General features: G+C 59.5%; 23 protein-coding genes. 7 read left to right on the plus strand and 16 right to left on the minus strand.

Annotated features, from left to right (window positions below; translation table 11 throughout):
• The first annotated feature begins 107 nt into the window (after nucleotides 1–107).
• The 4 genes from FQ185_RS05535 (at nucleotide 108) to FQ185_RS05550 (ending at nucleotide 7684) form a co-directional block, all read left to right on the plus strand.
• Nucleotides 108–1211 carry an efflux RND transporter periplasmic adaptor subunit gene (locus FQ185_RS05535; RefSeq protein ID WP_149416624.1) on the plus strand — a complete coding sequence of 368 codons (1104 nt, stop codon included), beginning with the start codon at nucleotides 108–110 and terminating at the stop codon, nucleotides 1209–1211.
• The gene (locus FQ185_RS05540; RefSeq protein ID WP_149416625.1) at nucleotides 1208–2275 is read left to right on the plus strand and encodes an efflux RND transporter periplasmic adaptor subunit; all 1068 of its coding nucleotides are present in this window, start codon (nucleotides 1208–1210) and stop codon (nucleotides 2273–2275) included. The genes FQ185_RS05535 and FQ185_RS05540 overlap by 4 nt, the downstream gene beginning before the upstream one ends.
• Nucleotides 2272–5325: an efflux RND transporter permease subunit gene (locus tag FQ185_RS05545; protein ID WP_149416626.1), complete on the plus strand. Its 3054-nt coding sequence runs from the start codon at nucleotides 2272–2274 to the stop codon at nucleotides 5323–5325. The genes FQ185_RS05540 and FQ185_RS05545 overlap by 4 nt, the downstream gene beginning before the upstream one ends.
• A gap of 100 nt (nucleotides 5326–5425) precedes the next feature.
• A complete protein-coding gene (locus FQ185_RS05550) occupies nucleotides 5426–7684 on the plus strand; it encodes a glycoside hydrolase (RefSeq protein ID WP_149416627.1) in 2259 nt (752 codons plus the stop codon).
• A 40-nt stretch (nucleotides 7685–7724) separates the two neighbouring features.
• Here the strand turns inward: FQ185_RS05550 and FQ185_RS05555 are convergent, their stop codons facing one another.
• From FQ185_RS05555 to FQ185_RS05610, 12 genes are all read right to left on the minus strand, one after another.
• Nucleotides 7725–8354, minus strand: coding sequence for a bifunctional 2-polyprenyl-6-hydroxyphenol methylase/3-demethylubiquinol 3-O-methyltransferase UbiG (locus FQ185_RS05555; protein ID WP_149416628.1), 630 nt, complete (start codon nucleotides 8352–8354; stop codon nucleotides 7725–7727).
• A gap of 135 nt (nucleotides 8355–8489) precedes the next feature.
• Entirely contained in the window at nucleotides 8490–9134 is a 645-nt protein-coding gene (locus FQ185_RS05560) for a methionine ABC transporter permease (RefSeq protein WP_149416629.1), read from the minus strand.
• Nucleotides 9124–10245: a methionine ABC transporter ATP-binding protein gene (locus tag FQ185_RS05565; RefSeq protein WP_149416630.1), complete on the minus strand. Its 1122-nt coding sequence runs from the start codon at nucleotides 10243–10245 to the stop codon at nucleotides 9124–9126. The genes FQ185_RS05560 and FQ185_RS05565 overlap by 11 nt, the downstream gene beginning before the upstream one ends.
• Nucleotides 10246–10247: 2 nt before the next feature.
• Nucleotides 10248–11057 carry a MetQ/NlpA family ABC transporter substrate-binding protein gene (locus FQ185_RS05570; RefSeq protein ID WP_149416631.1) on the minus strand — a complete coding sequence of 270 codons (810 nt, stop codon included), beginning with the start codon at nucleotides 11055–11057 and terminating at the stop codon, nucleotides 10248–10250.
• A gap of 68 nt (nucleotides 11058–11125) precedes the next feature.
• Nucleotides 11126–12484, minus strand: coding sequence for an LLM class flavin-dependent oxidoreductase (locus tag FQ185_RS05575; protein WP_149416632.1), 1359 nt, complete (start codon nucleotides 12482–12484; stop codon nucleotides 11126–11128).
• Entirely contained in the window at nucleotides 12484–13677 is a 1194-nt protein-coding gene (locus tag FQ185_RS05580) for an SfnB family sulfur acquisition oxidoreductase (RefSeq protein WP_149416633.1), read from the minus strand. The genes FQ185_RS05575 and FQ185_RS05580 overlap by 1 nt, the downstream gene beginning before the upstream one ends.
• 38 nt (nucleotides 13678–13715) lie before the next feature.
• A complete protein-coding gene (locus FQ185_RS05585; RefSeq protein WP_149416634.1) occupies nucleotides 13716–14957 on the minus strand; it encodes an SfnB family sulfur acquisition oxidoreductase in 1242 nt (413 codons plus the stop codon).
• Nucleotides 14958–15235: 278 nt separating this feature from the next.
• Nucleotides 15236–16000, minus strand: coding sequence for a hypothetical protein (locus tag FQ185_RS05590; protein ID WP_149416635.1), 765 nt, complete (start codon nucleotides 15998–16000; stop codon nucleotides 15236–15238).
• A gap of 486 nt (nucleotides 16001–16486) precedes the next feature.
• Nucleotides 16487–17242, minus strand: coding sequence for an L-cystine ABC transporter ATP-binding protein TcyN (tcyN, locus tag FQ185_RS05595; protein WP_149416636.1), 756 nt, complete (start codon nucleotides 17240–17242; stop codon nucleotides 16487–16489).
• A 4-nt stretch (nucleotides 17243–17246) separates the two neighbouring features.
• Nucleotides 17247–17912, minus strand: a complete 666-nt coding sequence (tcyL, locus tag FQ185_RS05600; RefSeq protein WP_149416637.1) for a cystine ABC transporter permease — start codon at nucleotides 17910–17912, stop codon at nucleotides 17247–17249.
• On the minus strand, nucleotides 17912–18712 hold the full coding sequence (gene tcyJ, locus FQ185_RS05605) for a cystine ABC transporter substrate-binding protein (RefSeq protein WP_010464802.1): 801 nt from the start codon (nucleotides 18710–18712) through the stop codon (nucleotides 17912–17914). The genes tcyL and tcyJ overlap by 1 nt, the downstream gene beginning before the upstream one ends.
• A 301-nt stretch (nucleotides 18713–19013) precedes the next feature.
• On the minus strand, nucleotides 19014–20006 hold the full coding sequence (locus tag FQ185_RS05610; RefSeq protein WP_149416638.1) for a D-cysteine desulfhydrase: 993 nt from the start codon (nucleotides 20004–20006) through the stop codon (nucleotides 19014–19016).
• Between the two features lie 190 nt (nucleotides 20007–20196).
• Here FQ185_RS05610 and epsC point away from each other — a divergent pair, with 190 nt between their 5' ends.
• Together epsC and betT are read left to right on the plus strand one after the other, a co-directional pair.
• The gene (epsC, locus tag FQ185_RS05615; protein ID WP_149416639.1) at nucleotides 20197–21123 is read left to right on the plus strand and encodes a serine O-acetyltransferase EpsC; all 927 of its coding nucleotides are present in this window, start codon (nucleotides 20197–20199) and stop codon (nucleotides 21121–21123) included.
• A 499-nt stretch (nucleotides 21124–21622) separates the two neighbouring features.
• Nucleotides 21623–23578, plus strand: coding sequence for a choline transporter BetT (gene betT, locus FQ185_RS05620; RefSeq protein WP_178113503.1), 1956 nt, complete (start codon nucleotides 21623–21625; stop codon nucleotides 23576–23578).
• A gap of 17 nt (nucleotides 23579–23595) precedes the next feature.
• On the opposite strand, the gene FQ185_RS05625 is transcribed toward betT, so the two are convergent.
• From FQ185_RS05625 to FQ185_RS05640, 4 genes are all read right to left on the minus strand, one after another.
• Complete coding sequence (locus tag FQ185_RS05625) at nucleotides 23596–23856, minus strand: hypothetical protein (RefSeq protein WP_149416641.1); 261 nt, start codon at nucleotides 23854–23856, stop codon at nucleotides 23596–23598.
• A gap of 22 nt (nucleotides 23857–23878) precedes the next feature.
• Nucleotides 23879–24346 carry a DoxX family protein gene (locus FQ185_RS05630; RefSeq protein WP_149416642.1) on the minus strand — a complete coding sequence of 156 codons (468 nt, stop codon included), beginning with the start codon at nucleotides 24344–24346 and terminating at the stop codon, nucleotides 23879–23881.
• A gap of 74 nt (nucleotides 24347–24420) precedes the next feature.
• Nucleotides 24421–24726, minus strand: coding sequence for a hypothetical protein (locus tag FQ185_RS05635; RefSeq protein WP_256730374.1), 306 nt, complete (start codon nucleotides 24724–24726; stop codon nucleotides 24421–24423).
• A 250-nt stretch (nucleotides 24727–24976) separates the two neighbouring features.
• Nucleotides 24977–25717 (minus strand): SDR family oxidoreductase, encoded by a 741-nt coding sequence (locus tag FQ185_RS05640; protein WP_149416643.1) that lies wholly within the window; start codon nucleotides 25715–25717, stop codon nucleotides 24977–24979.
• 129 nt (nucleotides 25718–25846) lie between these two features.
• On the opposite strand from FQ185_RS05640, the gene FQ185_RS05645 reads away from it, so the two are divergent.
• A complete protein-coding gene (locus FQ185_RS05645) occupies nucleotides 25847–26737 on the plus strand; it encodes a LysR family transcriptional regulator (RefSeq protein ID WP_149416644.1) in 891 nt (296 codons plus the stop codon).
• The last annotated feature ends 179 nt before the right edge of the window (nucleotides 26738–26916 follow it).

Raw genomic sequence — 26916 nt, forward strand, 5'->3', positions numbered from 1 at the left:
GAACGATCGAGTTGGAGTATAAGGATCGCCAGTGCAGACGTGGAACCCTGTTCTAAGCTCACAGTCGTATCGTCACTGGCACGAACGTACAACGCAAAGGAGTCTGCATGGCGGGTCCCGGATTGAAAACAGTGGTTGGCCTGAGCCTCTTTGCTTTGCTGACCGCTTGCGGCGAAAAAACCCAGGTCGAAAAGGACCGTCCGCGGGTGTTCGTGCAAGAGGTCAAAGCGGCTGATTACGCGGCGTCGGTCACACTCACTGGCGATGTCCAGGCGCGGGTACAGACCGAACTTTCGTTTCGCGTGGGCGGCAAAATCATCCAGCGCATGGTCGATGTCAGCGACCGGGTTTCGGCCAAACAGGTGCTCGCCAAACTCGATCCCAAGGACCTGCAAACCAGCGTCGACTCAGCCCAGGCCCAGGTTGTCGCTGAACAGGCCCGGGTCAAACAGACTGCCGCCGCGTTCGTTCGCCAGCAAAAACTCCTGCCCAAGGGCTACACCAGCCAAAGCGAATACGATTCCGCCCAAGCCGCCTTGCGCAGCAGTCAGAGCGCCCTGACGGCCGCCCAGGCGCAACTGGCCAACGCCCGTGAACAACTGAGCTACACCGCGTTGATTGCCGATGCGCCGGGGATCATTACCGCGCGCCAGGCTGAAGTCGGCCAAGTGGTGCAGGCCACGGTGCCGATTTTCAGCCTCGCTCGGGACGGTGAGCGCGATGCGGTGTTCAACGTTTATGAATCACTGCTGGCGGAGGCACCGGAAGATAAAACGATCGTGGTCAGCCTGCTCGACAATCCCGCGATCAAAACCACCGGTACCGTTCGGGAAATTACGCCAGCGGTGTCCGCGCAGACCGGCACCGTGCAAGTCAAAGTCACCCTCAACGGCCTGCCCGAAGGCATGCAGCTCGGCTCGGTGGTGAGCGCCACAGCAAAGACGCCGGGCAAGTCCGCCGTTGAACTGCCCTGGTCGGCCCTGACCAAAAACCTCAGCGATCCCGCCGTATGGCTGGTGGACGGCGAGGGCAAGGCACAACTGCACTCCGTCACCGTCGGCCGCTACCTGACCGGCAAAGTCATCATCAGTGCCGGCTTGAACGCTGGTGAAAAAGTGGTTATCGCGGGCGGCCAGTTATTGCACCCCGGAGTGAAGGTGGAAATCGCCGAAAACACCTATAAGGATTTAGCCGCGGGAGCCCAGCCATGAAGCGTCTGGTGCTGGTTTTCGCGGGTGTGATGCTGGTGGCCTGCTCGAAAAAAGAGCCACCGCCGGAGCCGATACGACCGGTGTTGTCCGTCGAGGTCCAGTCCCTGGACGAGGAAAAACTTGGCCGTTTCGCCGGCAGCATTCAGGCCCGTTATGAGAGCAATGTCGGTTTCCGCGTGCCGGGTCGCATCGCCAGCCGCAATGTCGATGTCGGTGCGCAGGTCGAAAAAGGTGCCTTGCTCGCAACACTCGACCCCACCGAGCAACAGAACCAATTGCGCTCGGCTCAGGGCGATCTGGCCCGCATCCAGGCGCAATTCATCAACGCTCAGGCCAATGCCCGGCGCCAGCAGGAATTGTTCGATCGCGGGGTGGGCGCCCAGGCGCAACTCGACATCGCCCAGACCGATTTGAAAACCACCCAGGCTTCCCTCGATCAGGCCAAGGCCTCGGTGAGTCAAGCCAAGGACCAACTCAACTACGTCGAGTTGCACACTGACCATAAAGCGATCGTCACCGCATGGAACGCCGAAGCCGGGCAGGTCGTGACTGCAGGTCAGCAGGTGGTGACCCTGGCGCAACCGGATATCAAGGAAGCGGTGATCGATCTGCCTGACACCCTGGTCGACCGGCTGCCGGAGGACGTGGTGTTTCAGGTCGCCGCGCAACTGGCCCCGAGCATCACCACCACCGCCATCGTGCGCGAGATCGAACCTCAGGCCCAGAGCGCGACCCGTACCCGTCGCGCCCGTCTGACCCTGACCGAAACGCCAGCGGGTTTTCGCCTGGGCACCGCGATCAGCGTGACCCTCAGCTCCGCGATCAAACCGCGTATCGAACTGCCCCTGACCGTGCTTCAAGAGGTCGATGGCAAACCGCGGATCTGGGTCATCGACCCGCAGACACAAACCGTTTCCCCACGGGATGTCAGCCTGATCAGCCGCACTGACAGCACGGTGGTCCTGGCCAACGGTGTGAAGTCTGGTGAACGGGTGGTCAGTGCCGGTGTGAACAGCCTGAAACCTGGGCAGAAAGTGAAAATGGACGAGGACAGCCCGCGATGAAAGGGAGTTTCAACTTATCCGAGTGGGCCCTCAAGCATCAGTCGTTTGTCTGGTATTTGATGTTCATCGCGCTGCTGATGGGCGTGTTCTCGTACATGAACCTTGGCCGCGAAGAAGACCCGTCGTTCACCATCAAAACCATGGTGATCCAGACTCGCTGGCCCGGCGCGACCCAGGAGGAAACCCTCAAGCAGGTCACTGACCGCATTGAGAAGAAACTCGAAGAACTCGATTCCCTCGATTACGTTAAAAGCTACACCCGCCCCGGCGAGTCGACGGTCTTCGTTAACTTGCGTGATACCACCAGTGCCAAGGACATTCCGCAAATCTGGTATCAGGTGCGCAAGAAGATCAACGACATCCGCGGTGAGTTCCCCCAAGGCCTGCAAGGTCCGGGGTTCAACGATGAGTTCGGTGACGTGTTCGGCTCGGTGTATGCCTTTACCGCCGATGGCTTGTCGATGCGCCAATTGCGCGATTACGTCGAGCAGGTCCGCGCCGAGATCCGCGAAGTCCCGGGGCTGGGCAAGGTCGAGATGGTCGGCGAGCAGGACGAAGTCCTCTACCTGAACTTTTCCACCCGCAAACTGGCGGCGCTGGGCATCGATCAGCGTCAGGTGGTGCAGAGCCTGCAATCGCAAAACGCGGTCACGCCGGCCGGGGTGATCGAGGCCGGTCCCGAGCGGATTTCCGTGCGCACCTCCGGGCAGTTTGCCTCCGAGAAAGACCTGGCCAACGTTAACCTGCGACTCAATGATCGCTTCTATCGCCTGGCCGATGTCGCTGAAATCAGCCGTGGTTACGTCGACCCGTCAACGCCGGAATTCCGCTTCAATGGCCATCCCGCCATAGGCCTGGCCATCGCCATGAAGAAGGGCGGCAACATCCAGGTGTTCGGCAGCGCGCTGCACCAGCGCATGAACGACCTGACCGCCGATTTGCCGGTGGGTGTCGGCGTGCACAACGTTTCCGACCAGGCCGAAGTGGTGGAAAAAGCCGTGGGCGGCTTTACCAGTGCGCTGTTCGAGGCGGTGGTGATCGTGCTGATCGTCAGCTTCATCAGTCTCGGCGTGCGTGCCGGGCTGGTGGTGGCGTGCTCGATCCCGCTGGTGCTGGCGATGGTCTTTGTGTTCATGGAATACAGCGGCATCACCATGCAGCGGATTTCCCTCGGCGCGTTGATCATCGCCCTCGGCTTGTTGGTGGACGACGCGATGATCACCGTCGAGATGATGGTCACGCGCCTGGAAATGGGCGAGACCAAGGAGCAGGCGGCCACGTTTGCCTACACCTCGACGGCGTTCCCGATGCTCACCGGTACGTTGGTGACGGTAGCCGGTTTTGTGCCCATCGGCCTCAACGCCAGCTCGGCCGGTGAGTACACCTTTACGCTGTTCGCGGTGATTGCGGTGGCCATGATCGTGTCGTGGATTGTCGCGGTTTTGTTCGCCCCGGTGATCGGCGTGCACATCCTCAGCGCCAACGTGAAACCTCACGCCGCAGAACCGGGACGCATCGGTCGCGCCTTCAACGGTGGCATGCTCTGGGCCATGCGCAATCGCTGGTGGGCTATCGGCATCACGATTGCGCTGTTTGTCGCGTCGGTGTTCTCCATGCAGTTTGTGCAGAATCAGTTCTTCCCGTCTTCGGACCGTCCGGAAATTCTGGTTGATCTGAACCTGCCGCAAAACGCCTCGATCGCCGAGACCCGCAAGGCTGTGGACAAACTCGAAGCGACGCTCAAGGACGACCCGGACATCGTGCGCTGGAGCACTTACATCGGCGAAGGTGCGATCCGTTTCTACCTGCCGCTCGACCAGCAATTACAGAACCCGTACTACGCGCAATTGGTGATCGTCAGCAAAGGCCTGGAATCGCGTACGGCGCTGAGCCAGCGCTTGCGTGAGCGGCTGCGCAAAGACTTCGTCGGCATCGGCAGTTATGTTCAGGCGCTGGAAATGGGCCCGCCGGTTGGGCGGCCAATTCAGTACCGGGTCAGCGGCAAGGACATCGATCAGGTGCGCAAACACGCCATCGCCCTGGCTACCGAGCTGGATAAAAACTCGCACATTGGCGAGATCATTTACGACTGGAACGAACCGGGCAAAGTCTTGCGCATCGACATCGCGCAGGACAAGGCGCGGCAATTGGGGCTGTCCTCGGAAGATGTTGCCAACCTGATGAACAGCATCGTGGTCGGTGCGCCGGTGACGCAGGTCGACGACGATATCTATTTGATCAACGTGGTTGGCCGCGCCGAAGACGCTGAACGCGGCACCCCGGAAACCCTGCAGAACTTGCAGATCGTTACGCCGGGCGGCACGTCGATACCGCTGCTGGCCTTCGCCACCGTGCGCTATGAACTTGAGCAACCGCTGGTCTGGCGTCGCGACCGCAAGCCGACCATCACCATCAAGGCTGCGGTGCGAGACGAAATCCAGCCGACCGATCTGGTGAAACAGCTCCAGCCCGACATCGACAAATTCGCCGCCAGTTTGCCGGTGGGTTACAAGGTCGCCACCGGGGGGACGGTGGAGGAAAGCGGCAAGGCCCAAGGGCCGATTGCCAAAGTGGTGCCGTTGATGCTGTTTTTGATGGCGACCTTTCTGATGATCCAGTTGCACAGCGTGCAGAAGCTGTTCCTGGTGGCCAGCGTCGCGCCACTCGGGCTGATCGGCGTGGTGTTGGCGCTGATCCCGACGGGTACGCCCATGGGCTTTGTGGCGATTCTGGGGATTCTGGCGCTGATCGGCATCATCATCCGCAACTCGGTGATTCTGGTGACCCAGATCGACGCCATGGAGAAGGACGGTCATGCACCGTGGGATGCGGTGGTGCAAGCCACGGAGCATCGTCGCCGACCGATTCTGCTGACAGCAGCGGCGGCGAGCCTGGGGATGATCCCGATCGCCCGGGAAGTATTCTGGGGGCCGATGGCCTACGCGATGATTGGCGGGATTATTATTGCGACGTTGCTGACGTTGCTGTTTTTGCCGGCGCTGTATGTGGCCTGGTACAAAATCCGCGAGCCGAAGAAAGAAGCGCAGTAATTGATGCGTTGATCGTTCCCGAGTGACGTTTGGGAACGGTCCTACTTACATGGCCGGTGCGTTGCTGTACGGTCCCTTTCCTAATGGAGGAGGGACTTCGATGTCACCGATGACTAATTGTCTGCGCCATGTGTTGTTGCTCGGCGCTCTGTTGTGTTCACCCCTGACGCTGGCTGGCAGTGTGCTGGAAAATTCGCTGTGGCGCGTCGAACTCGATCCCGCCACGCTGGCGATTCGCGTCACCCCCGCACAACATTCGCCAGTGCAAGCCTCGTCGGGCGTTATTGGGTATAAGGTCAGCAACCTCAAGCAAAGCGCCAATCGCATGGACTGGCAGTGGGATGACGGCGCCTGGACGCTGAGTGCCGTCCTCGATCAGCGTGAGCTGTCCCTGTCCATCACGGCCCGTGATCCCGGTGAACTGAGCTTTCTCAAACAGCCTGGCAGTTCTATGGGAAAAGGGCTGATCTGGCCGCTGGCCGAGGGGCGTTACGTGCCTGCCAGTGATCCGCTGTGGCAAACCTTTCTGCTCGATCAGGGGGCGTTCAATACCACCCAAGACCTGAGTCTGCCGCTGTGGGGCGTTGATCACGGTGGCTTCACGCTGAACTGGCTGATGACCAACCCTTACAACAATCGCCTGATCTTCAGCGCCGAAAACAACAACACCCTTGCTCTGACTGTCCATCATCAATTCACCTCCCTCGAGCCCAATGCACCGCTGACTTTCAAGCTGTCGTTGGGTGATGTCGATCTGTTGGCGGGTGCCAGGCGCTATCGGAAATGGTTGGTCGACAGCGGGCAATACGAAACCTTGAGCGACAAACTGCTGAAGACTCCCGAAGCCAAAAAGCTCCTGGGCGCCAGTCATGTTTATCTGTGGGGCAACGACCTGCTCGGACCGGAGGATGTTCGAAGCTGGCCAGCCTTGCTGAAAAGGTTGCGCGGTAATGGTCTGCTGGCCAGCGAGTTACGTTCCAGTTTTGACACTGAAAGCTCGCAGTTACTGGCCCGGGCTGAGCCACCGCTTGATCGTTACCAGCAAGTCACGTTGCTACGCAGCCTCAATGCTGCGCTCAACAAGAAGGCACGCAGCGGCTGGCAGTCTGTGGTCGAACCGGACATGCAAAAACTGGCTGACGGCTACGGCGTATTACGTGCAGAGCTGGCAGTGGCGTTCTCCGATGCTTTGATGGCAACCCCGGAACGCTGGGGCAATACCTTGTCACCCACGACGATCGAACAACTGAAATCTGCAGGCTTGTCACGATTATGGCTAGGCCTTGGCGAGGGTTGGGAAGGGGGGCTCTGGCACCCTGAAACGGTGCGTCAAGGCGTTGCCGCAGGTTACCTGGTGGCGCCTTATGATTCCTATGAGACGGCGCTGACCATCACTGAAAACCCGGACTGGACCACTGCGCACCTGGGCTCCAGAGCCAATCAGGACTGTGCGATCGTGTTGGAAACCGGGACGTTCAAAAGCGGGTTTCAGCAATCGGGGCATTACACCGATCCGCGTTGTGTTCGGCCATTGCTTGAGGCGCGCATCAGGGCTGTACATGGCAAGGCCGGGTTCAATAGCTGGTTTCTGGACGCCTACGCCACCGGCATGCTGTTCGACAGCTACCGTGTGGGAGCGACCATGACTCAGGTGCAAAATGCCGAGGGCAACATCGACGCCTCGCGCTGGGTCAACGAGACGTTGAAGCTACCGACCGGTTCCGAGGATGGCAACGCCACCACGGCCCAAGGTGTGTTGTTTGCCCATGGAATGCAGACACCGGTGATCGGCTGGGGGGATTCGGATATGAGCAAGAATCCGAAGTCGCCCTATTACCTGGGCCGCTGGTTTCCTGATGAACAGCCGCAGGTTTTCTTCAAGACCGTGCCGCTCAAGGAACCCTACCGCACGGTTCACTTTGCTCCGCAAACGCGCTTGCCGCTTTATCAGGCGGTGTTCCATGGCTCGGTGATCACCACTCATCATTGGCTGTTCGACAGCCTTAAGTTGAGCAATGTGCGCGCCGAGAATGAGCTGACTCAATTGCTCTACAACGTGCCGCCGCTGTATCACCTGAGTGCGGCGACGCTGAAGCAGCGGTTACCGGTGATTGCGCGCCAGGATGTGTTCTTCCGCCCGCTGCATGAGCGGCTGGCGACTCTGGCGATGACAGATTTCCGTTGGCTGACTGAGGATCGTCAGGTACAGCAGACAACGTTCGCCGATGGCACCAGACTGGTGGCGAATTTTGATGTACGCGAACGGGAGATTGATGGGCGACAGCTGGCCGATCGAAGCATCACCGCGTTTGACGCCAATGGGGGAGTGGCAACCTATCAAGTCGCTGTGCAACGCTAGAAAACCCTCGCGAGCTTGCTAGCGATTGCGTCCTGACAGGCTACGCCGGCTTACGCCAGACACTCGCCAGCCACGGCTGCTGCTCGCGCGGCAACCCCGCCGGCCGGTAGTAATGCTCCAGCTCCACAAACCCCGCAGCGGTCAGCATTTGCTGCCATGCCTGCAAGTCGTGATACGCGCCATACCGTGGCCCGTTCCACCCTTCCTGATTCTCACCACGAGGATTGGAACTGAACAACACCCCGCCCGGCTTCAACGCCTCGCGTAATTCCTTCAATACCCGGGGCAGTTCTTGAGTCGGGATATGAAACAACACCGCATTGGCAAAGATCCCGTCGAAGCGCCCGGCCGGCAAATCCAGTTTCAGAAAGTCCTGTTGCCAGACCTCACAACCGCTGTCCTGCCGGGCCATCTGGGCAAGTTTTTCCGAACCATCGAGGCCGACGGCGGTGTGGCCCATGCGTGTGAAGGTCTGTAAATCGCGCCCCGGTCCACAGCCAAAATCGAGAATGCTGAACGGCGCTTCGCCCTGAATATGCCGCAGCAGGGCGTCGACGTTCTGGCTGACATCGTGATCGCGAGTCCCTTCGCGGAAACTTTTAGCCACCGAGTTGTAATGGCCCAGGGTGGTGGATGTGATCTGCTCGAGGTCGGTGGGGGTCTGTTTCATGGTCGGCTGCGCAGGCAATTGGGATTTGCCGAATATACGCCATCAAACTAGGGGCTGCTTCGCAGCCAATCGCGGGCAAGCCCGCGAAGGCGGTATCACTGACAACCGATTACTAAACACCCGCTTCATCTTTACCTAGCGCTTGTTGAGCCCTCGAGCCAACCGATCCCCGCCCAACTGAATCCCCGCCACCAACACCACCAGCAACACAATCACCGTCAACATGATCTGGCTATCAAACCGCTGATACCCGTACCGATAGGCGATATCGCCCAACCCACCGGCACCAATCGCCCCGGCCATGGCCGACGAGTTGATCATCGTCACCAACGTAATCGTGAAACCACCGACAATCCCCGGCAGCGCCTCGGGCAACAACACATGCCAAACGATGTGCCAGCGCCGGCAACCCATGGCTTGCGCGGCTTCGATCAACCCGTGATCCACCTCACGCAAACTGACTTCGGCAATACGCGCAAAGAACGGCGTGGCGGCGATGGTCAGCGGCACCACGGCGGCCCAAACGCCATACGTCGTGCCGACAATCAGCCGCGTAAACGGAATCAGCGCCACCATCAAAATCAGAAACGGAATCGAGCGAAACAGGTTCACGAACGCGCCCAATGCGCGGTTCAGCGCCGGTGCTTCATAGATCCCGCCCTTGGCGCTGGTGACCAGAATCACCGCCAGCGGAATGCCCGCCAGCAGTGCGATCAGCGACGAAACACCGACCATCAAAAACGTGTCAATGAAGCCCTGCAGCAAGCGATCAAACCACATAACCCAGCACCTCCACCTGTTGCGCCCAGTGGCTGGCGCGTTGACGCAATTCTTCGGCGCCGAGGGACGAACCGGTCACCGCCAACAGCAATTGCCCGAGGGCATGGCCCTGAATCCGTTCCACGCCTCCTTGCAGCAAGCGCACGTGGCCACCGAGGGCGCTGAACAGCGCTGCCACGTCTGGCTCGTCATGAGCCGCCCCGGTGAATTGCAGTCGCAGGACTACCGCGTCATCCGAGGACTGCGGCTGCACGTGCAAGCGGCTTTGCAGTTCTTCCGGCAAACCGTGTTGCAACGGCGCCAGCAAGGTCTTGCTGACCTCATGCTGCGGGTTGCCGAAGACTTCCCAAACCGACCCTTGCTCGACAATTCGCCCGTGCTCAAGCACCACGACGCGATCACAGATATCGCGGATGACCGCCATCTCATGAGTGATCAATACGATGGTCAGGCCCAGGCGCTGATTGATCTCGCGCAGCAGGCCGAGGATCGATTGCGTGGTCTCCGGATCCAGCGCCGAGGTGGCTTCGTCGCACAACAAAATCGCCGGGTCATGAACCAGCGCCCGAGCGATGCCGACGCGCTGTTTCTGCCCGCCGGAAAGCTGCGCCGGGTAGGCCTTGTGTTTCTCTTGCAGGCCTACCAGTTCCAGCAATTCGCGGACTTTCTGCTCGCGCTTTTGTTTGGGCACGCCGGCGACTTTCAGCGGCAACTCGACGTTCTGCCAAACCGTCTTGGCCGACATCAGGTTGAAGTGCTGGAAGATCATGCCGATGCGCCGACGCAGCGTTACCAGGCGGTCCTCATCGAACTCGCCGATGTCCACCTGATCGATCAGCACGCGCCCCGTGCTCGGTTGTTCCAGGCGATTGATGGTGCGGATCAGCGACGACTTGCCGGCGCCGCTGCGGCCGATGATGCCGAACACTTCACCGCGCTGGATCGCCAGGTCGATGCCGTGCAAAGCCGCCACCGGACCCTGTTGGCCGTTGTAGGTTTTGCCCAGGCCAATGAAGCGCACGTGGGCACGGTTCAGGTTCGGGTGCAGTTCCGTTTGTTCAGCGTTTTTGCGCTCTGGAATATCCAGTCGCCGTTGGATAGCGGCCGTCATTTTCAGCTTTCCCAACCGGCTTGATAGAGCTTGCCATGGGCTTTATCCAGCGCTGCACGAACGGCCGGCGAATGCTGGTAGATGTCGACGAATTTGATCAGGCGCGGATCGGTTTTGCTTTTCGGCTGGATCACGAACTGGATCACGTACTCCTTGTGATCGAGGCCGTCGAACAGCAGGGCAGAGCCGGCATCGAAGGTCTTCGACAAGCGGATGTAGGCCGGGTAACCCTGGACCAGATCGGCGTCGTCATAGGCGCGCACCAGTTGCACGGCTTCGACCTGAAGGATTTTGATTTTTTTCGGGTTGGCGATGATGTCTTCTTCGGTGGCCTTGTAGCCGACCCCCGGTTTGAGCGTGATCAGACCGGCCTTGGCCAGCAGTTGCAGGCCGCGACCGCTGTTGATCGGATCATTGGCGATGGCCACGCTGGCGCCTTCAGGCAACGCGTCGAAGCTTTGGTATTTTTTCGAGTAGAGGCCGACGTTGTTGATGATCCCCGGCGCGAACGGCACCAGGTCAAAACCGGCGGCGGTGTTGGCATTTTCCAGGAACGGGATGTGCTGGAAGTAGTTCACGTCGATGTCGCCGGCGGCGAGGCTGACGTTGGGCGCGATCCAGTCGCTGAACTCCACCAGGTCGACTTGCAGGCCCTGTTTTTTGGCTTCTTCGACGGCGGCCTCCAGGGGGATGGCGAAGGCGGCGGTGGTGCCGACTTTCAGCGGCGCTTCGGCGGCGAAGAGGGTGGAGCTGAACAGGCCGAGGGCCAGGGCCAGTGCTTTGACTGGGTGAGAGAGGTAGTGCTTGGTCATGGTGAATTTTCCAGTCAAGTTAAGGCGATCGTTCCCACGCAGAGCGTGGGAACGATCAGGGTCGGGGGTTAGTGTCGGTAATGGGATCCGGTGTGTTGCTCCGGCAAATGCGCCTCGCCGTGAAACAGCTTTTCCCGCAGGCTGCCGCTGTCGTAAGCGGTCTTGTACGACCCGCGCCGTTGCAACTCCGGAATCACCAACTCAATGAAATCTACATAGCTCTCCGGCGTGACAATCCGCGTCAGGTTGAAGCCGTCCAACCCGGTTTCTGCGATCCACGATTCCAGCTCATCAGCGACTTGCTCAGGCGACCCCACCACGGTGATGTAGCGGCCACCGAGGGCGTGTTGCTCCAGCAATTTGCGGCGGGTCCAGTCGTTGTTTTGCAGATTTTTGGTGGCGGACTGGATCGCGTTGCTCTTCACGTACTGGATCGGTTCATCGATGGCGTACTCGGAGAAATCGATCCCGGTCGACGCTGAAAAATGCGCCACGCCAGCCTCGGCGCTGGCGTAGCTCAGGTACTCGGCGTGCTTCTCCCAGGCAAGCTCCTCGGTGGCGCCGACGATCACGTTCAGCCCCATGAACACCTTGATGTCCTCCGGGTTGCGACCGGCTTCGACGGCACTGGCGCGGACCTTGTTCACCTGAACCTTGGTCGACGGTTTGTTCTGACCGCTGATGAACACGCACTCGGCATGTCGCCCGGCGAACAGCAAACCGCGATCCGAACTGCCAGCCTGAAACAGCACAGGCGTGCGTTGCGGCGACGGTTCGCAAAGGTGATAACCCTCGACCTGATAGAACTCACCCTTGTGCTCGACCTTGTGCACTTTCTCGGGTTGGGCGTAGATCCGCTGCTGCGGATCGTTAAGCACCGCGCCGTTTTCCCAACTGCCTTCCCAGAGTTTGTAGAGCACTTGCAGGTATTCGTCGGCCTGGTCGTAACGACGGTCGTGTTCCACCTGTTCGCTCAACCCCATGGCTTTGGCGGCGCTGTCGAGGTAGCCGGTGACGACGTTCCAGCCGACCCGACCACGGCTCAGGTGATCGAGGGTCGACATGCGTCGGGCGAACAGGTACGGCGGTTCGTAGGTCAGGTTGGCGGTCAGGCCGAAGCCGAGGTTTTTGGTCACGGCGGCCATGGCCGAGACCAGCAGTAGCGGGTCGTTGACCGGCAACTGGATTGACTCTTTGAGCGGTACGTCCACCGAGTTTTGATAGACGTCATAGACCCCGACGATGTCGGCGATGAACAAGCCGTCGAACAATCCACGCTCCAGCAATTGCGCCAGTTCGGTCCAGTATTCGATGGTTTTGTATTGAGTGGAGTTGTCCCGTGGGTGCGTCCACAGACCATGGTTGATGTGCCCGATGCAGTTCATGTTGAACGCGTTGAGCAGGATCTTCTTTTTAGCGTCGGCCATCAGAGGGTCCCCCGCAACGGCGGGTTTTCATCGTTGAGGTAGAAATTACCGACCGCGTGATATTTCCAGCGCACCGGGTCGTGCAGTGTGTGCACCCGGGCATTGCGCCAATGGCGATCCAGTCCGTGTTCAACCAGGGTCGCCTGACTGCCGGCGAGTTCGAACAGCGTGCTGCCAGCGGCGAGCGAAATCTCGGTGCTGATAGCGCGGGCTTCGGCGACTGCAATCGATGCCGCGGCGACGGTCTGGGCATTGGTGTCGGCCTGAGCCTTGTCGAGGAATTCGCCGGAGCGTTCCAGCAAGGCTTCAGCGGCATGCAGGCGAATGCTCAAGTGGCCGAAGCTCTTGATGGTCAGCGGGTCTTCGACGGCTTTGTCGCTGCCGGAATCGATCCATGGCCGGGTTTTGGTGCGCACGAAGTGCAGCGCATCTTCATACGCGGCGCGGGCGATGCCGGTGTCGATGGCGGCGTGAAGGATCTGCGCCAGCGGGCCGACGGTGGTCGGGCGTTCGAAGGCGCTTTGAAACGGGATCACGTCTTCGGCTGCGACGTAGACATCTTCAAACACCACCGAACCGCTGCCGGTGGTGCGCTGGCCGAAGCCGCTCCAATCGTCGATGACCGTCAGGCCTTTGCTGTTGCGCGGTACGAACGCCAGTTGCTGCACGCCGTTTTCATCCACCACCGAGGTCGGGATGCGCTGGGCGTAGATGGCGCCGGTGGCGTAGAACTTGCGGCCATTGATGCGATAGCCGTCACCGTCGCGGGTCAGGCGGGTGACGCGGTCGTGAGCGGTTTTTGTCCCGAGTTCGGCGAGGGCATTGCCGAAACGCTGACCGGCCAGTACTTCGGCGTACAGGCGTTTTTTCTGCTCTTCGCTGCCATTCACCCGCAACACTTCGAGGGCATAGAAATGGTTCTGCGGGATCTGGCCGAGGGAACCGTCAGCCTGGGCGATCAGCGCGATCACCTTGGCCAGGGTGACGTTGGAAACCCCGGCGCCGCCATATTCTTTTGGCACATTGATGCCCCAAAGACCCGAGCGGGAAAACACTTCCAGTTCCGGGTAGGGCAAACGGCGTTCGCGGTCACGCAGGGCGCTGTCGCGTTTGAAGTCTTCGGCCAGGTCACTGGCGACGATCAGGGCTTGCTCATCGCTGGTGATGACCGCGACGTGGTGAGAAAGAGTCATGTGTTTCTCCAGAGATCTGGTCAAAAAGGTTCTGGTCGTCAGATCCAGGAGTGCCGTGCGGGCAGCGTGCCGTTCAGGTGATAGGTGCCGACGGCGTGATATTTCCAGCGCACCGGGTCGTGCAGCGTGTGCACTCGGGCGTTGCGCCAGTGGCGGTCGAGGTTGAATTCGGCGAGGGTGGCGCGGCTGCCGGCCAGTTCGAAAAGCTTTTCGCTGGCCAGCAGCGAGATTTCGGTGGTCAGCACTTTGGCTTCGGCCACGGCAATCGAGGCGCGGGCGGCGGACTCGGCGGTGAGCGGCGCGGCGTTGACTTGATCGAGCACTTGCCCGGCCTTGCGTAGCAGGGCTTCGGCGGCGTGCAGTTCGATTTTCAGCTTGCCGATATCGGCGATCACGTAGAGGTCATCGCTGGCCCGTTCGACTTTGGCGTCGATCCATGGGCGAGCGCGGGTTTTCACGAACTCGATGGCGTCGTCGATGGCGCCCCGGGCAATGCCAGCGTCGATGGCCGCTTGAATCAGCTGCGACACGGCGCCCTGGATGTTCGGCGTATCGTTGATCTTCCAGTTATCCACCACCCACTCGGCGTCGACCCGCACGTTATTGAGCAAAATGGTGCCGCTGGCCGTGGTGCGCTGACCGAAGCCCGACCAGTCATCGGCGATGCGCAACCCCGGCGTACCGCGGCGGACGAAGGCCAGTACTTGCTTGCCGTCGTCGTTCAGCGCGTTGACCGCAACCCAGTGGGCGAACAGCGCGCCGGTGGAGTAAAACTTCTGTCCGTTGAGGACGAAGCTGTCGCCGTCAGCGGTGATCCGCGCTTTGAGTTCAAGGGTGTTTTTGGCGCCGCGTTCAGGTCCGGCATTACCGATGCGCCAGCCCTCGAGCACGCTTTTGAACAGCTGTTTTTTCTGCTGTTCGGTGGCGCTACCCAGTACCAGGTTGAGAATGCCGAACTGGTTTTGCGGGATCTGCCCCAAGGCAGGATCGGCCGCGGAAATGATCGCGAACACGTCGGCAATTGTGACGAACGAAACCTGCGGCCCACCGTACTCGCGGGGGATGGCAATACTGCCCAGACCGCTGCGGGTGAATTGTTCTATTTCCGACCATGGCAGTTTGCGCTGCCGGTCCCGTTTGGCCGCTTGCAGGCGGGCGATTTGCGCCAGCTCATGGGCAGCCTTGATGGCTTGCGCATCGTTACGCAAGATTTGAGCGGGCAACAACAACGGGGCGATGTCCAGATCACTCTGGACGATTGCATCTGCCAGACTGGACATCAGCGCCGCTCCTTGGCTGCACGCAATGCCCTGGCGATCTGCACTGGGGTGATTGTGTTCCGGACCATACCTACCTCACATCTCATGGAAACGCCGCGATGGATGCGGCGAACGAAAATCAAGAATGTCCGGTGGTCCGGTGCATATACCCTAAGCGTGTATAAAAAATTAATAAACTAACGTTTAGGAATAACGATAGAAGGAGCGTCACGGATTCATGTAGCAGCTGGCGAAGCCTGCGTTCGGCTGCGCAGGCTTCGCCAGCTGCTACATGGATCTCAGTGTTTGCGGGGTTCGGCGGCCATGAGCATCTCTTTTGGCCGGACCTGCAGATAGGGATTGGCGCAGCCGATCTTCAGCCTGCGCGGTGGTGCCCAGCGTGAGTTGTTACCCACCCGGTCGAGGATGCAATAAGTCACTTCCAGCCGCAGGTCTTCGCCGGCTTCAAGAATGATCGCCGGCGGCACCCAGACCTGGATTGGCTGGCCGACATCACAGGCCTTGAGCCGTGGCAGATCCATACGTACATCGCCCCAGCGCAGGGTGATTTCGTCGTCGACGGCCATGTTCAGGTACGGCTCGATGGTCAGCGGAACGCCGCGCTTGATCTGGTTCGGATTGACCCCCTGACGGCGAATGGTCTCGGGGATGCTCACCGGCTCCAGGCTCTGATTTTCGTCGCCGCACAGCGCAGATGATTGGCCGCCGGGGCAGTCGAGTTTGATCTGCACTCGTCTGGCCGCCGATAGCGCCGGGCCTTGCCCGATCTGCATGATCCGGTAGTGAATGCGCGAGGTGCCGTTGGCGATGAAGCTCTCGGGTACACGCAGTTGAACCGGTTGGCCGACATCGTTGATCGCTAGCACTCTGGAAGCCACGTAGCAGTTGTCCCAGAACAATTCGACCAGGTCGCCTTCGTCCATGCCGGGGTAGGGCGCCACGTCAATCAGCAGGTGCGCCGCCGAGGTGATGTTGATGCCGCTCTTGTGAGATTGCGCCAGGGTCGGGGCCGCAAGTTCGGGTTTGTTCGAAGTGTTTGTCATGGGGTTTCTCCTTGAAGTCTTGCAGCGAAGTCCGTTTCTGAAAGATCAAAAGGCGTGAATGACCGAGCAACAAAACTGCTCACTATTGACGAGTGAAAATAATGATTGAACGTGATTAGCGCCTGTGGAGGACTAGATAAGAGTGCGCGTGAATTCGTGTCAATAGAGTTGCTTAGTTAAAGGTTGAATATCCAGTTATTCAGAAATCTCCTACGAGCAGAAGTTAATAAGCTGCACTGCTCTGTCGAACTTGACTGCGAATTTTATGGGCTTTGCGCATTGTGGGGGGCAAGCCGTGGGCCACTGTAGCTCACGCATTTTCTTGAATTTTAGGCGAAGCAAATCTGTAGCAGGACATATATATGTACCGCACACGCCGACAAGAAGTTATAGAAGGATTAGGCGAGTTAATTTAGATGTGAAGGATATTGCTTTGCGGGAGTTAAATGCCACTTCCATCCATGGAAGTTAACAAGTATTGATATTTCAGTTGTGAGCGTTGTTCAGGAACTTGCTGAGAAACTGCTTCGTCCGTTCTTCTTTCGGGTTGGCGAACAGTGCTTTGGCTTCGCCTTGCTCAACGATCACACCCTTGTCGAAAAACACCACACGGTTGGCCACGTCCCGGGCAAAACCCATCTCGTGCGTGACGATCACCATGGTGCGTTTTTCCTCGGCCAGACTGCGAATCGTCGCCAGCACTTCACCCACCAGCTCCGGGTCGAGTGCCGAGGTCGGTTCGTCGAACAGGATCACTTCCGGTTCCATCGCCAGTGCGCGGGCAATCGCCACACGCTGTTGCTGACCACCGGAAAGGCGTCGCGGGTAAGCGTCTTCCTTGCCCGCCAGGCCAACCCTGGCCATCAGCTTTTTACCCAGGACAACGGCTTCGGCGTGCGGGATCTTCTTTACGATGATCGGGCCTTCGATGACGTTTTCCAGGGCGGTGCGATGGGGGAACAGGTTGAAGTTCTGGAACACGAAACCCACTTGCTGGCGCAAACGTCGCACCAGGCTCTGCTGCTGGTTCAACGGGCGGCTGCCATCGATCTCGATGTCACCGACCTTGATCCGGCCGCTGGTGGGCTCTTCCAGAAAATTCAGGCAACGCAGGAACGTGGTCTTGCCCGAGCCGCTGGGCCCAATGATTGCCACCACCTCGCCTTCCTTCACTTGCAGATCGATGCCGTTGAGCACGACTTGACCCTTGAACTGCTTTGTCAGTTTTTCCACGACAATCATTGGGTCAGGACTCCTGGTCGTGCCGGTTTACCCGCTCTTCCAACTTGTTCTGCAGGTGCGACAGCACCGTGGCCAGAACCCAGTAGATCAGCGCGGCGGCAAGGTACATGGTGAACACTTCGAAGGTTCGGGCGGTAATCAGCTGCGCCTGGCGGAACAGCTCCGGCACCTGGATGGTGGCGGCCAGCGCGGTGTCCTTTACCAGCGAGATAAAGCTGTTGCCCAGCGGTGGCAATGCGGTGCGCATCGCTTGCGGGATGATGGCCCGGCGCAGGGTCTGCGCGCGGGTCATGCCAATACTGGCCGCAGCTTCCCACTGACCGCGCTCGATGGAGCTGATCGCGGAACGCAGGATTTCGCAGGCGTAGGCTGCCATGTTCAGCGAAAAGCCGATCAGGGCTGCCGACAGCGGATCAAGTTCGATACCCAATTGCGGCAAGCCGTAGTAGATCACGAACAGTTGCACCAGCAACGGCGTGCCGCGAAAGAACGACACGTAGATGCGGGCGATCCAGCTCACCAGCTTGAAGCGTGAAAGGCGCATCAGTGCCAGGCCGAAGCCCAGCACGAGGCCGAAGAACATCCCGCCCAGGCTCAAGATGACCGTGTAGTAGGCCCCCTTGAGCAGGAAGGGCAGGGAGTCCAGTGCGAGTTGGAAAGCTTCTTCCATTATTGAGTGACGTCAGCGCTGAAGTATTTTTCCGAAAGCTTTTTCAGCGTACCGTCGGCACGCAGCTTGTCGATGGCTTTGTTCACCGCGGCCAGCAGCTCAGGCTCGCCTTTGCGCAGGGCAATACCGGCTTCCTGACGGGAGAACGCTTCGCCGGCGGCGGTAGTGTCCTTGGCTTTCTTGGCGTATTCCAGCGCGGCGAGGCGGTCGATCAGAATGGCGTCGATGCGGCCGACACGCAGGTCCTGGAACTTGGTCGGATCATCGTCATAGGTCTTGATGATGGCTTTTGGCTGATTGTCCTTGAGCCACTGCTCGTAGTTGGTGCCCAGGCCTACACCGACTTTTTTGCCGGCCAGGTCGGCGGCAGACTTGATGTTCAACTCCGCAGCCTTTTTGGTCAGCACCAGCGCCTGAATCCCGGAAACGGTGTACGGCTCGGAGAAGTCATACTTTTTCTTGCGCTCTTCCGAGATGGTTACCTGGTTGATCACCGCGTCCAGACGCTTGGATTCCAGCGCCGCGAGGATGCCGTCCCATTTGGTCGGTTGCAGTTTGACCTTCACGCCCAGCTCTTTGGCCAGGGCTTCGGAGAACTCGACTTCGAAGCCGGCCAGCTTGCCGTCGGCGTCGACGAAACTGAACGGTGGGTAAGTGCCTTCCAGGCCGACGTTGATCACGCCAGCGTCTTTGATTTTTTGCAGTTGCTCACCGGCAACTGCCTGCCCCAACAGGCCGGCACTGAGTGCCAGACCCAGCGAACCCACCAGCAGATTTCGACGTAGTGCGGAAAAATTCATGAACAAGCCCCTGTGTTTTCTTATGAAGACGCTTTTAGGAATGTTGGCAAAATCGGGATTTGGACGACTGCGATATCCTGCCCTAAAGCAGCGTATGCGTCTCGCTGCAAATTCGCCTGCGGCGTGACTATATGATGTAGTTTTTAGATTGGAAAATAATAAATATTAAGTTTGTTATTCGTTATTTGAATATCTAATCAAGGATCGTTCCTCAAGCTCTGCGGGGGAATGCCCAAGGGACGCGGAGCGTCACGGGCTGCATTCCCACACAGAGCGTGGGAACGATCAGTCAACGTCTCGGTTAAAAAAACTCTTTGTAGGCAAACAATGCCGGCTCCCCACCGGTGTGCAGGAAGATGATCGGACCGTCATTGAAGCGCTGGCGGCCGATGCCATCGAGCAAACCTGCCATGGCCTTGCCGGTATAAACAGGGTCGAGCAGCAAACCTTCCTGGCTCGCCAGCAGTTTCACCGCTGATAACGTCCCGGCATTCGGTTCGCCATAGCGCGGGCCGAAGTATTCGTCCCACAACTCGACCTTGAAACTCGCCGGCAGGCTCACGCCCAGCAATTCGGCCGTGCGTTCGGCGAGCCCCTGGACTTTCGGTCGCTGATCTTCATCGCTACGGGAAACCGTGACACCAATCACTGGCAAATCCGGCAGTGTTTCACTCAACGCCAGCGCCAGGCCGCTGTGGGTTCCAGCGCTGCCCGAAGCCAGGACCACGGCTGCGAAATTCAGGCCGGTGTCCTTGATCTGTTCGGCCAGTTCCAGCCCTGCACGCACGTAACCCAAAGCGCCCAATGGGTTCGAGCCACCAATCGGCACCAGATACGGCTTTTTGCCGTTGTTGCGCAAACGGTCGGCCAGGGACTGCAATTGCTCGTCAGCGTTGTCGAGGTTTTCCACCAGCTCGACCTTGGCATCGAACAGGTCCAGCAACAGCCGATTGCCGTTGCCGACATAGTTAGCGTCGTCGGTGCCGAGCGGATTCTCCAGCAGCGCCACACAGCCCAGGCCAAGCTTGGCCGCAATGGCGGCCGTCTGGCGAACGTGGTTGGACTGAAGCGCACCCGCGGTGATCAAGGTGTCAGCACCCTGGGCCAAGGCATCGGCGGCCAGGTATTCAAGTTTGCGCAGCTTGTTGCCGCCCATCGCCAACGGCGTCAGGTCGTCACGCTTGACGTACACATCGCGACCCAACCAGGCCGACAGGCGTTCGAGTTTTTCCAGCGGGGTCGGGTGGCCGAGCAGATCGAGGCGGTCAAAACGGGCAAGCTGTTGTTTGATCATGGTTCCGTACTGGCGGAGAAAGATGTCAGGACTATAAGCACGCCTATTTATCGGGGCAACCGCCAATCGCTTATAGCTAAAAATTCTTAACCCAGCACAATTGGTTCTTAATTCGGCTTCCAGACCTTGCCGTAAAGTAATTGCCGTCAGCGCGGCCAGACAGTCCGGCCGCCGTGAGGAGTTATTTACCGTGAGCGAGCGTTCCAGTCATTGGCAATTGCAGACCATCGTCAGCCAGCTGCGCACGGCGCGTGACCAGTGGCGAGCTGAAAACGGCCGCGCCAGCACCGAGCAGGGCGGTCGAGAGCTGCCGTCCCGCGCGGCCATGGCGGAGATTCTTGAAGCGCTGTGCGGCGCGCTGTTCCCGATGCGCCTGGGGCCGGTGGATTTGCGCGAGGAGAGTGAGGACTTCTACGTCGGCCACACGCTGGACGTTGCGTTGAACGCTTTGCTGGCGCAGGCGCGCCTCGAACTGCGTTATGCCGCCCGCCACAGTACCCAGGCTGATACAGAGGTCGAGGCCAGAACCATTCAGATCATTCAGGACTTCGCCCTCGCACTTCCGGGGTTGCGAAGCCTGTTGGACACCGACGTGCTGGCGGCTTACCACGGCGATCCGGCGGCGCGCAGCGTCGATGAAGTGTTGTTGTGCTATCCCGGCATTCTGGCGGTGATTCACCATCGCCTGGCCCACCATTTGTACCGGGCCGGGTTGCCGTTGCTGGCACGCATCAGCGCGGAAATCGCTCACTCGGCGACCGGCATAGATATTCATCCGGGCGCGCAGATCGGGCGCAGTTTCTTCATCGATCACGGGACGGGTGTCGTGATCGGCGAGACGGCGATTATTGGTGAACGCGTGCGGATTTATCAGGCGGTGACCCTGGGCGCCAAGCGCTTCCCGTCGGATGAGGACGGCCAGTTGCAGAAAGGCCATCCGCGACATCCGATCGTTGAGGACGATGTGGTGATCTATGCCGGGGCGACGATTCTGGGGCGTATCACGATTGGCAAGGGGTCGACTATTGGCGGCAACGTCTGGCTGACCCGCAGCGTGCCGGCGGGCTGCAACCTGACTCAGGCGAATCTGCAGCATGATGACGGTACGCAGAAGTAGGGCGGTCGATGGAGCTTTGTCTGATCAGAGAGCCACCCCTCACCCCAACCCTCTCCCCACAGGGGAGAGGGGAAAGGGAGCCGATCTCCAGGCATTTCAAAACTTGAGTTCACTCGGTATCTCAGGTCGCAGAATGTCTACCAAACACCTCGGTCGGTCCCCTCGCCCCTTTGGGGAGAGGGTTAAGGTGAGGGGTGGATCTTAGATCTGTACAGAGATAATGGCATTCCGCCAATTTTCACTGAACGAACCTCCCAAACCCCGCGTCATACCCATCCTTGAGCTAGCGTACGAAAGATACCGTCGAGCTTTGCGATTAGTCCTTAGCCCCCTACTCATGTTTAAATTGAACGCTCATTCAAGTTAAACCGCCGGTTTGCTGCCCGCTCACAACAGGAGGCTTGCCTTTGCCGAGTCCGTTATTGATTGCCCTGTTTCACTCCCTCGAGGTGCATCTTTCATGAGTGCATCGCCCACCTCCGCCAGCGGTCAGGTCCGCATGAATCCGCCGGTTTTTTATTTCGCGGCGACCTTTATTTTGTTGTTCGCCGTTGTGGTCATGGCGATACCCGAACAGGCCGGTGCCTGGTTGCTGGCCGCGCAAAACTGGGCGGCCAACACGGTCGGCTGGTACTACATGCTCGCGATGACCCTGTATCTGGTCTTCGTGGTGGTCACCGCCTTGTCCGGCTACGGCAAGATCAAGCTCGGTGCCGACCACGACGAACCTGAATTCAGTTACCTGTCCTGGGCCGGCATGCTGTTCGCCGCCGGGATCAGCATCACGCTGTTTTTCTTTTGCGTATCCGAACCGCTGACCCATTTGGCGCAACCGCCGCAAGGCGAAGCGGGCACGGCGGATGCAGCGCGTCAGGCGATGCAGATTCTGTTTCTGCACTGGGGCCTGCACGGCTGGGGCGTGTTCGCCTTCGTCGGCATGGCGCTGGCCTACTTCGCGTACCGGCATAACCTGCCGCTGGCGTTGCGTTCGGCGCTGTATCCGCTGATCGGCAAGCGCATCAACGGCCCGATCGGCTACGCGGTGGACGGCTTCGGCATCATCGCCACGGTGTTCGGCCTGGGCGCGGACATGGGCTTTGGCGTGCTGCACCTCAACTCGGGTCTGGACTATCTGTTCGGCATCGCCCACACCCAATGGGTTCAGGTCGGTCTGATCACGTTGATGATGGGCGCGGCGATCATCGTCGCGGTGTCCGGCGTCGATAAAGGCGTGCGGGTAATGTCCGACATCAACATGCTGCTGGCCTGCGCACTGCTGCTATTCGTGTTGTTCGCCGGCCCCACGCAGCACCTGCTCAACACCTTGATCCAGAACATCGGCGACTACCTCGGCGCGTTGCCGATGAAGAGTTTCGACCTCTACGCCTACGACAAACCCAGCGACTGGCTGGGCGGTTGGACCGTGTTCTACTGGGCCTGGTGGATTGCCTGGTCGCCGTTCGTGGGCCTGTTCATCGCACGGATCTCTCGTGGCCGGACCATCCGCGAATTCGTCTTCGGCGTGCTGCTGATTCCGCTTGGCTTCACCCTGGCGTGGATGTCGATCTTCGGCAACAGCGCCATCGATCAAGTCCTCAACCACGGCATGAGCGCCCTCGGCATGTCGGCCATCGACAACCCGTCGATGACCCTTTACCTGCTGCTGGAAACCTACCCGTGGAGCAAAACTGTCATCGCGGTGACGGTGTTCATCAGCTTCGTGTTCTTCGTCACTTCGGCCGATTCCGGCACCGTGGTGCTCTCGACGTTGTCCGCCAAGGGCGGCAATCCCGATGAAGACGGGCCGAAATGGCTGCGGGTATTTTGGGGTGCGATGACCGCGCTGGTGACCAGTGCGCTGCTGTTCTCCGGCAGCATTGATGCGCTGAAGTCCGCGGTGGTGCTGACCTCGTTGCCGTTCTCGATGATTTTGCTGCTGATGATGTGGGGGCTGCACAAGGCGTTCTATCTGGAGTCGCAGAAGCAGATCGCGCAGCTGCATTCCCTGGCACCGGTGTCCGGTTCGAGGCGTGGCGGATGGCGTCAGCGCTTGAGCCAGGCTGTGCATTTCCCGTCTCGCGATGAGGTCTATCGTTTCCTTGAAACGACGGTGCGTCCGGCGATTGAAGAGGTGACGGCAGTGTTCGTCGAAAAGGGTTTGCACGTGGTCGCTCAGCCCGATCCGGCCAATGACAGCGTCAGCCTGGAAATCGGTCACGGTGAGCAGCATCCGTTCATCTATCAGGTGCAGATGCGGGGTTACTTCACGCCTTCGTTCGCCCGGGGCGGGATGGGCTCCAAGGAACTCAACAACCGCCGTTACTACCGCGCCGAAGTGCATTTGAGCGAGGGCAGTCAGGACTACGATCTGGTCGGCTATACCAAGGAGCAGGTTATCAACGACATCCTCGATCAGTACGAACGGCACATGCAGTTTCTGCATTTGGTGCGTTGATCGAGAACCGGTGGCGCTCAGGTTTCGCTGCTCATCACCATGAACAGCACCAGCGCCGCCACCGGTACACCGAATACGGCGCTGCCAACCATCAGTTCTGTGCTCAACGACTGGCCGGCGGTGACCATGCCGACTGCGCCGTTGATCAACGTCAGTGCCAGCCACAACACGGCAAAGCTGTAGGCCAGGACCTGGCGCGGGAAGCCGATTTTCTCACCGATGAACAGCATCAGCGCCAGCAGGACCAGGCCGAAGAAGATGATGATGGTGGTGTGCATGGTGAAGTCCTCGCGACGACTTTCAGAGTTCTCGACCTAGAGTGTGGTCGAGTGAGTAGCGTCCTGCTCCGCGAAACAGGATGTACAGCGATAGAAACGCCATCAACACCGGGTATTCGATGCCACGGTCGATCCAGGGCCAGGTCGGTCCGAGAATACTGGCGATCGTCAGCATCTGGATACCCATCATCGCCGCCAGCAGGCGCGTCCCCAGTCCCAGAACCAGCAGGAATCCGCCGACGCCTTCCAGCAACGCCACCACCAGGCCAATCAGGCCTGGCATAGGCAAGTGCAGGAGGTTCTGGATCAAGTTGATCGACGCGGCCATCGGGTCCGCCATCGAGCCGTGCGACTGGCCGAGCAGTTTGGGCAGGCCGTGGGTCACCATGATCACGCCGAACGTGGCGCGTAACAGGGCGTAGGAAACGGGTTCGCCGAGGCGGTAAAGCGGCGCGAGTGCCGGAATAAGCAAGGTCGGGTTCTGGCGCATGGGAGCTCCGAGGCATGTGTCATCAATGATCGGTCCCACGCGCAGCGTGGGAATGATCGGTGTCAGGGCGGACGTTAGCGCCGCGTCGGTTTCAACAGGTCTTCCAGGCCGATGCGGCGGAACATCTCGGCGCGTACCCGATCGGCCATGGCGGTGACGATTTCCGCGCCCTCTTCAGATGGGTCGATATGCCGGCGAAACGGACGAGTGCCGAAGGGCATCCCGACGATCTCGACGATAGCGTTGGCCACCTCGCCCACATCGGCGTCTGCCGGTTCCAGCGCGGCCAGACCTTTGAGTGCCTGATCCGGGACTCCGGCGTAAAGGCCTTCGTTGTATTCGGCGGCGCGGGCCTGATCGGCGGGTGAGCCGGAGTGCACGAAGTGGTTGGTGCGCCAAAACCGCTGGAAGCACCGGTAATCAGAATGACGGATTTCATAGCGTTGACCTCTGCACCGTAAGGGAGGTTTCAGGCGCGACGGAGAAGACGTAGAACGCGACCCAACCGACAAACATCGCCCAGACCGGCAGGGTCAGCGAACAGCGTAAACATCAATTTCGATTGCCCGGTGTGGGCGGTGTGGGCTGGATGACTCATGATTTTCTTCTCCTTGACCCGAGTGAGGCTGCTCAGACGAGGCCGCCATTGACGCGCAGGATTTGCCCGTTCACCCACGCTGAGTCCGGGCCGACCAGGAAGGACACAACGCGCGAGATGTCTTCCGGCTGAGCCAGACGTTCCAGCGGAGGCATCTTGGCGAAGGTCCGGATTTGCTCTTCGCTCTTGCCCTGCAAGAACAGATCGGTCACCACCGGGCCGGGTGCGACGGCGTTGACGGTGATGTTGCGACCGCGCATTTCCTTGGCGAACACCTGGGTCAGCGATTCCACCGCCGCTTTGCTGGCGATGTACACGGCGTAGCCCGGCAGGTTCATGCCGACGGTGCTGCTGGAGAAGTTGACGATCCGGCCACCGCTGTTCAGGCGGGTGGCCGCTTCACGCAGGGTGTTGAAAGTGCCCCGAGCGTGGATGTTGAAGTTTTGGTCGAACAGCTCATCGGTGTGTTGCGCCAGCGGCATGACTTTAAGGATTCCGGCGTTGTTGATCAGGACGTCGACCTTGCCCAGTTGTGTTTCGGTCTCGTCGAACATCCGGCGCACGTCGTCGGCATTGGCCACATCGGCCTTGATCGCTATGGCCTGATGGCCCGCCTGACGCAGTTCCACAACCAGTTTCGAGGCTTCAGTGGCGCTGCTGGCGTAGTTGATGGCGACGGCAAAACCTTCGCTGGCCAGTTGTTTGGCAATCACGGCGCCGATGCCGCGAGAGGCGCCGGTCACGATGGCGACTTTGGTCGTTTGAGTAGTCATGGCAAAGGTTCCTTGGAAGTTGTTTGCTTGGAGGGGAAGCCAGATTCACATGTTTACTCAGGCCGATAAATGCACGAGAGTTGCCTTGACTGTTCAATAATCGCCAACAATCGAGTGCCGGAGACCCACGTGGATCAAGTCAAAGCGATGAAGGTTTTCGTGCGGATTTATGAGCGCAGCAGCTTCACGCTGGCCGCCGATGACTTGAATCTGCCGCGGGCGACGCTGACCCATACGCTGAATCAGTTCGAAGCCTGGCTGGGTACTCGTTTACTAGAGCGCAGTACGCGTAAGGTCCGTCCTACGCTGGATGGCGAGGCGTACTACCTGCGTTGCGTGCAATTGCTGGCAGAACTGGAAGAAGCAGAACTGGCCTTTCGCAGCGTGGCGCCGAAAGGGCGGTTACGGGTCGACTTGCACGGCACGCTGGCCAGGCATTTTGTGATCCCCGCGTTGCCGCAGTTTATGGCGCGCTACCCGGACATCGAACTGTCCATCAGCGAGGCCGACCGCTTTGTCGACTTGATCGCCGAAGGCGTCGACTGCGTGCTGCGCGCCGGCACCTTGGGCGACTCGGCGCTGATCGGAAAACGCGTGGCCAACCTGCGACAAATCACCTGTGCCAGCCCCGCTTACCTTCGCAAATTCGGCGAGCCGAAGCATCTCGATGATCTTAAAAACCATCGCGCGGTGAACTACGTTTCGCGTACCACCGCCAAGCAGTTTCCGTTTGAATTCATGGTCGATGGCGAACTGAAGGAAGTCACCATCGATGGCGCGTTATCGGTGTTTGGCGCAGAGATTTATGCCGCCTCGGCGATAGCCGGGCTGGGTTTGATCCAGTGCCCGCACTACCGAATGGAAACGCAGATTTCCCAAGGGCTGGTGCAGGAAATTCTCACCAACACCCCACCGCCGCCGATGCCGGTTTCAGTGCTGTATCCCCACAACCGACATATGTCGCCACGGGTTCGGGTATTTGTGGATTGGTTGGGGGAAGTGTTTGCGGATGCTGTTTGACCCCGTCCCCTGATCGCCCCCACGCTCTGTGTGGGAATGCAGCCCGGGACGCTCCACGGCAAACATGAAATATGTGAAACGTTTCAGCATTTCTCTAGTCCGGGGGTTATCGGCGTTTGTCTGGGCGTATGCTGGGCAACTTGCGAAGCAGTCGATACCAAATTCAAGACAGACAAGAG

This window comes from Pseudomonas sp. ANT_H12B, from assembly GCF_008369325.1.
GTDB lineage: Bacteria > Pseudomonadota > Gammaproteobacteria > Pseudomonadales > Pseudomonadaceae > Aquipseudomonas.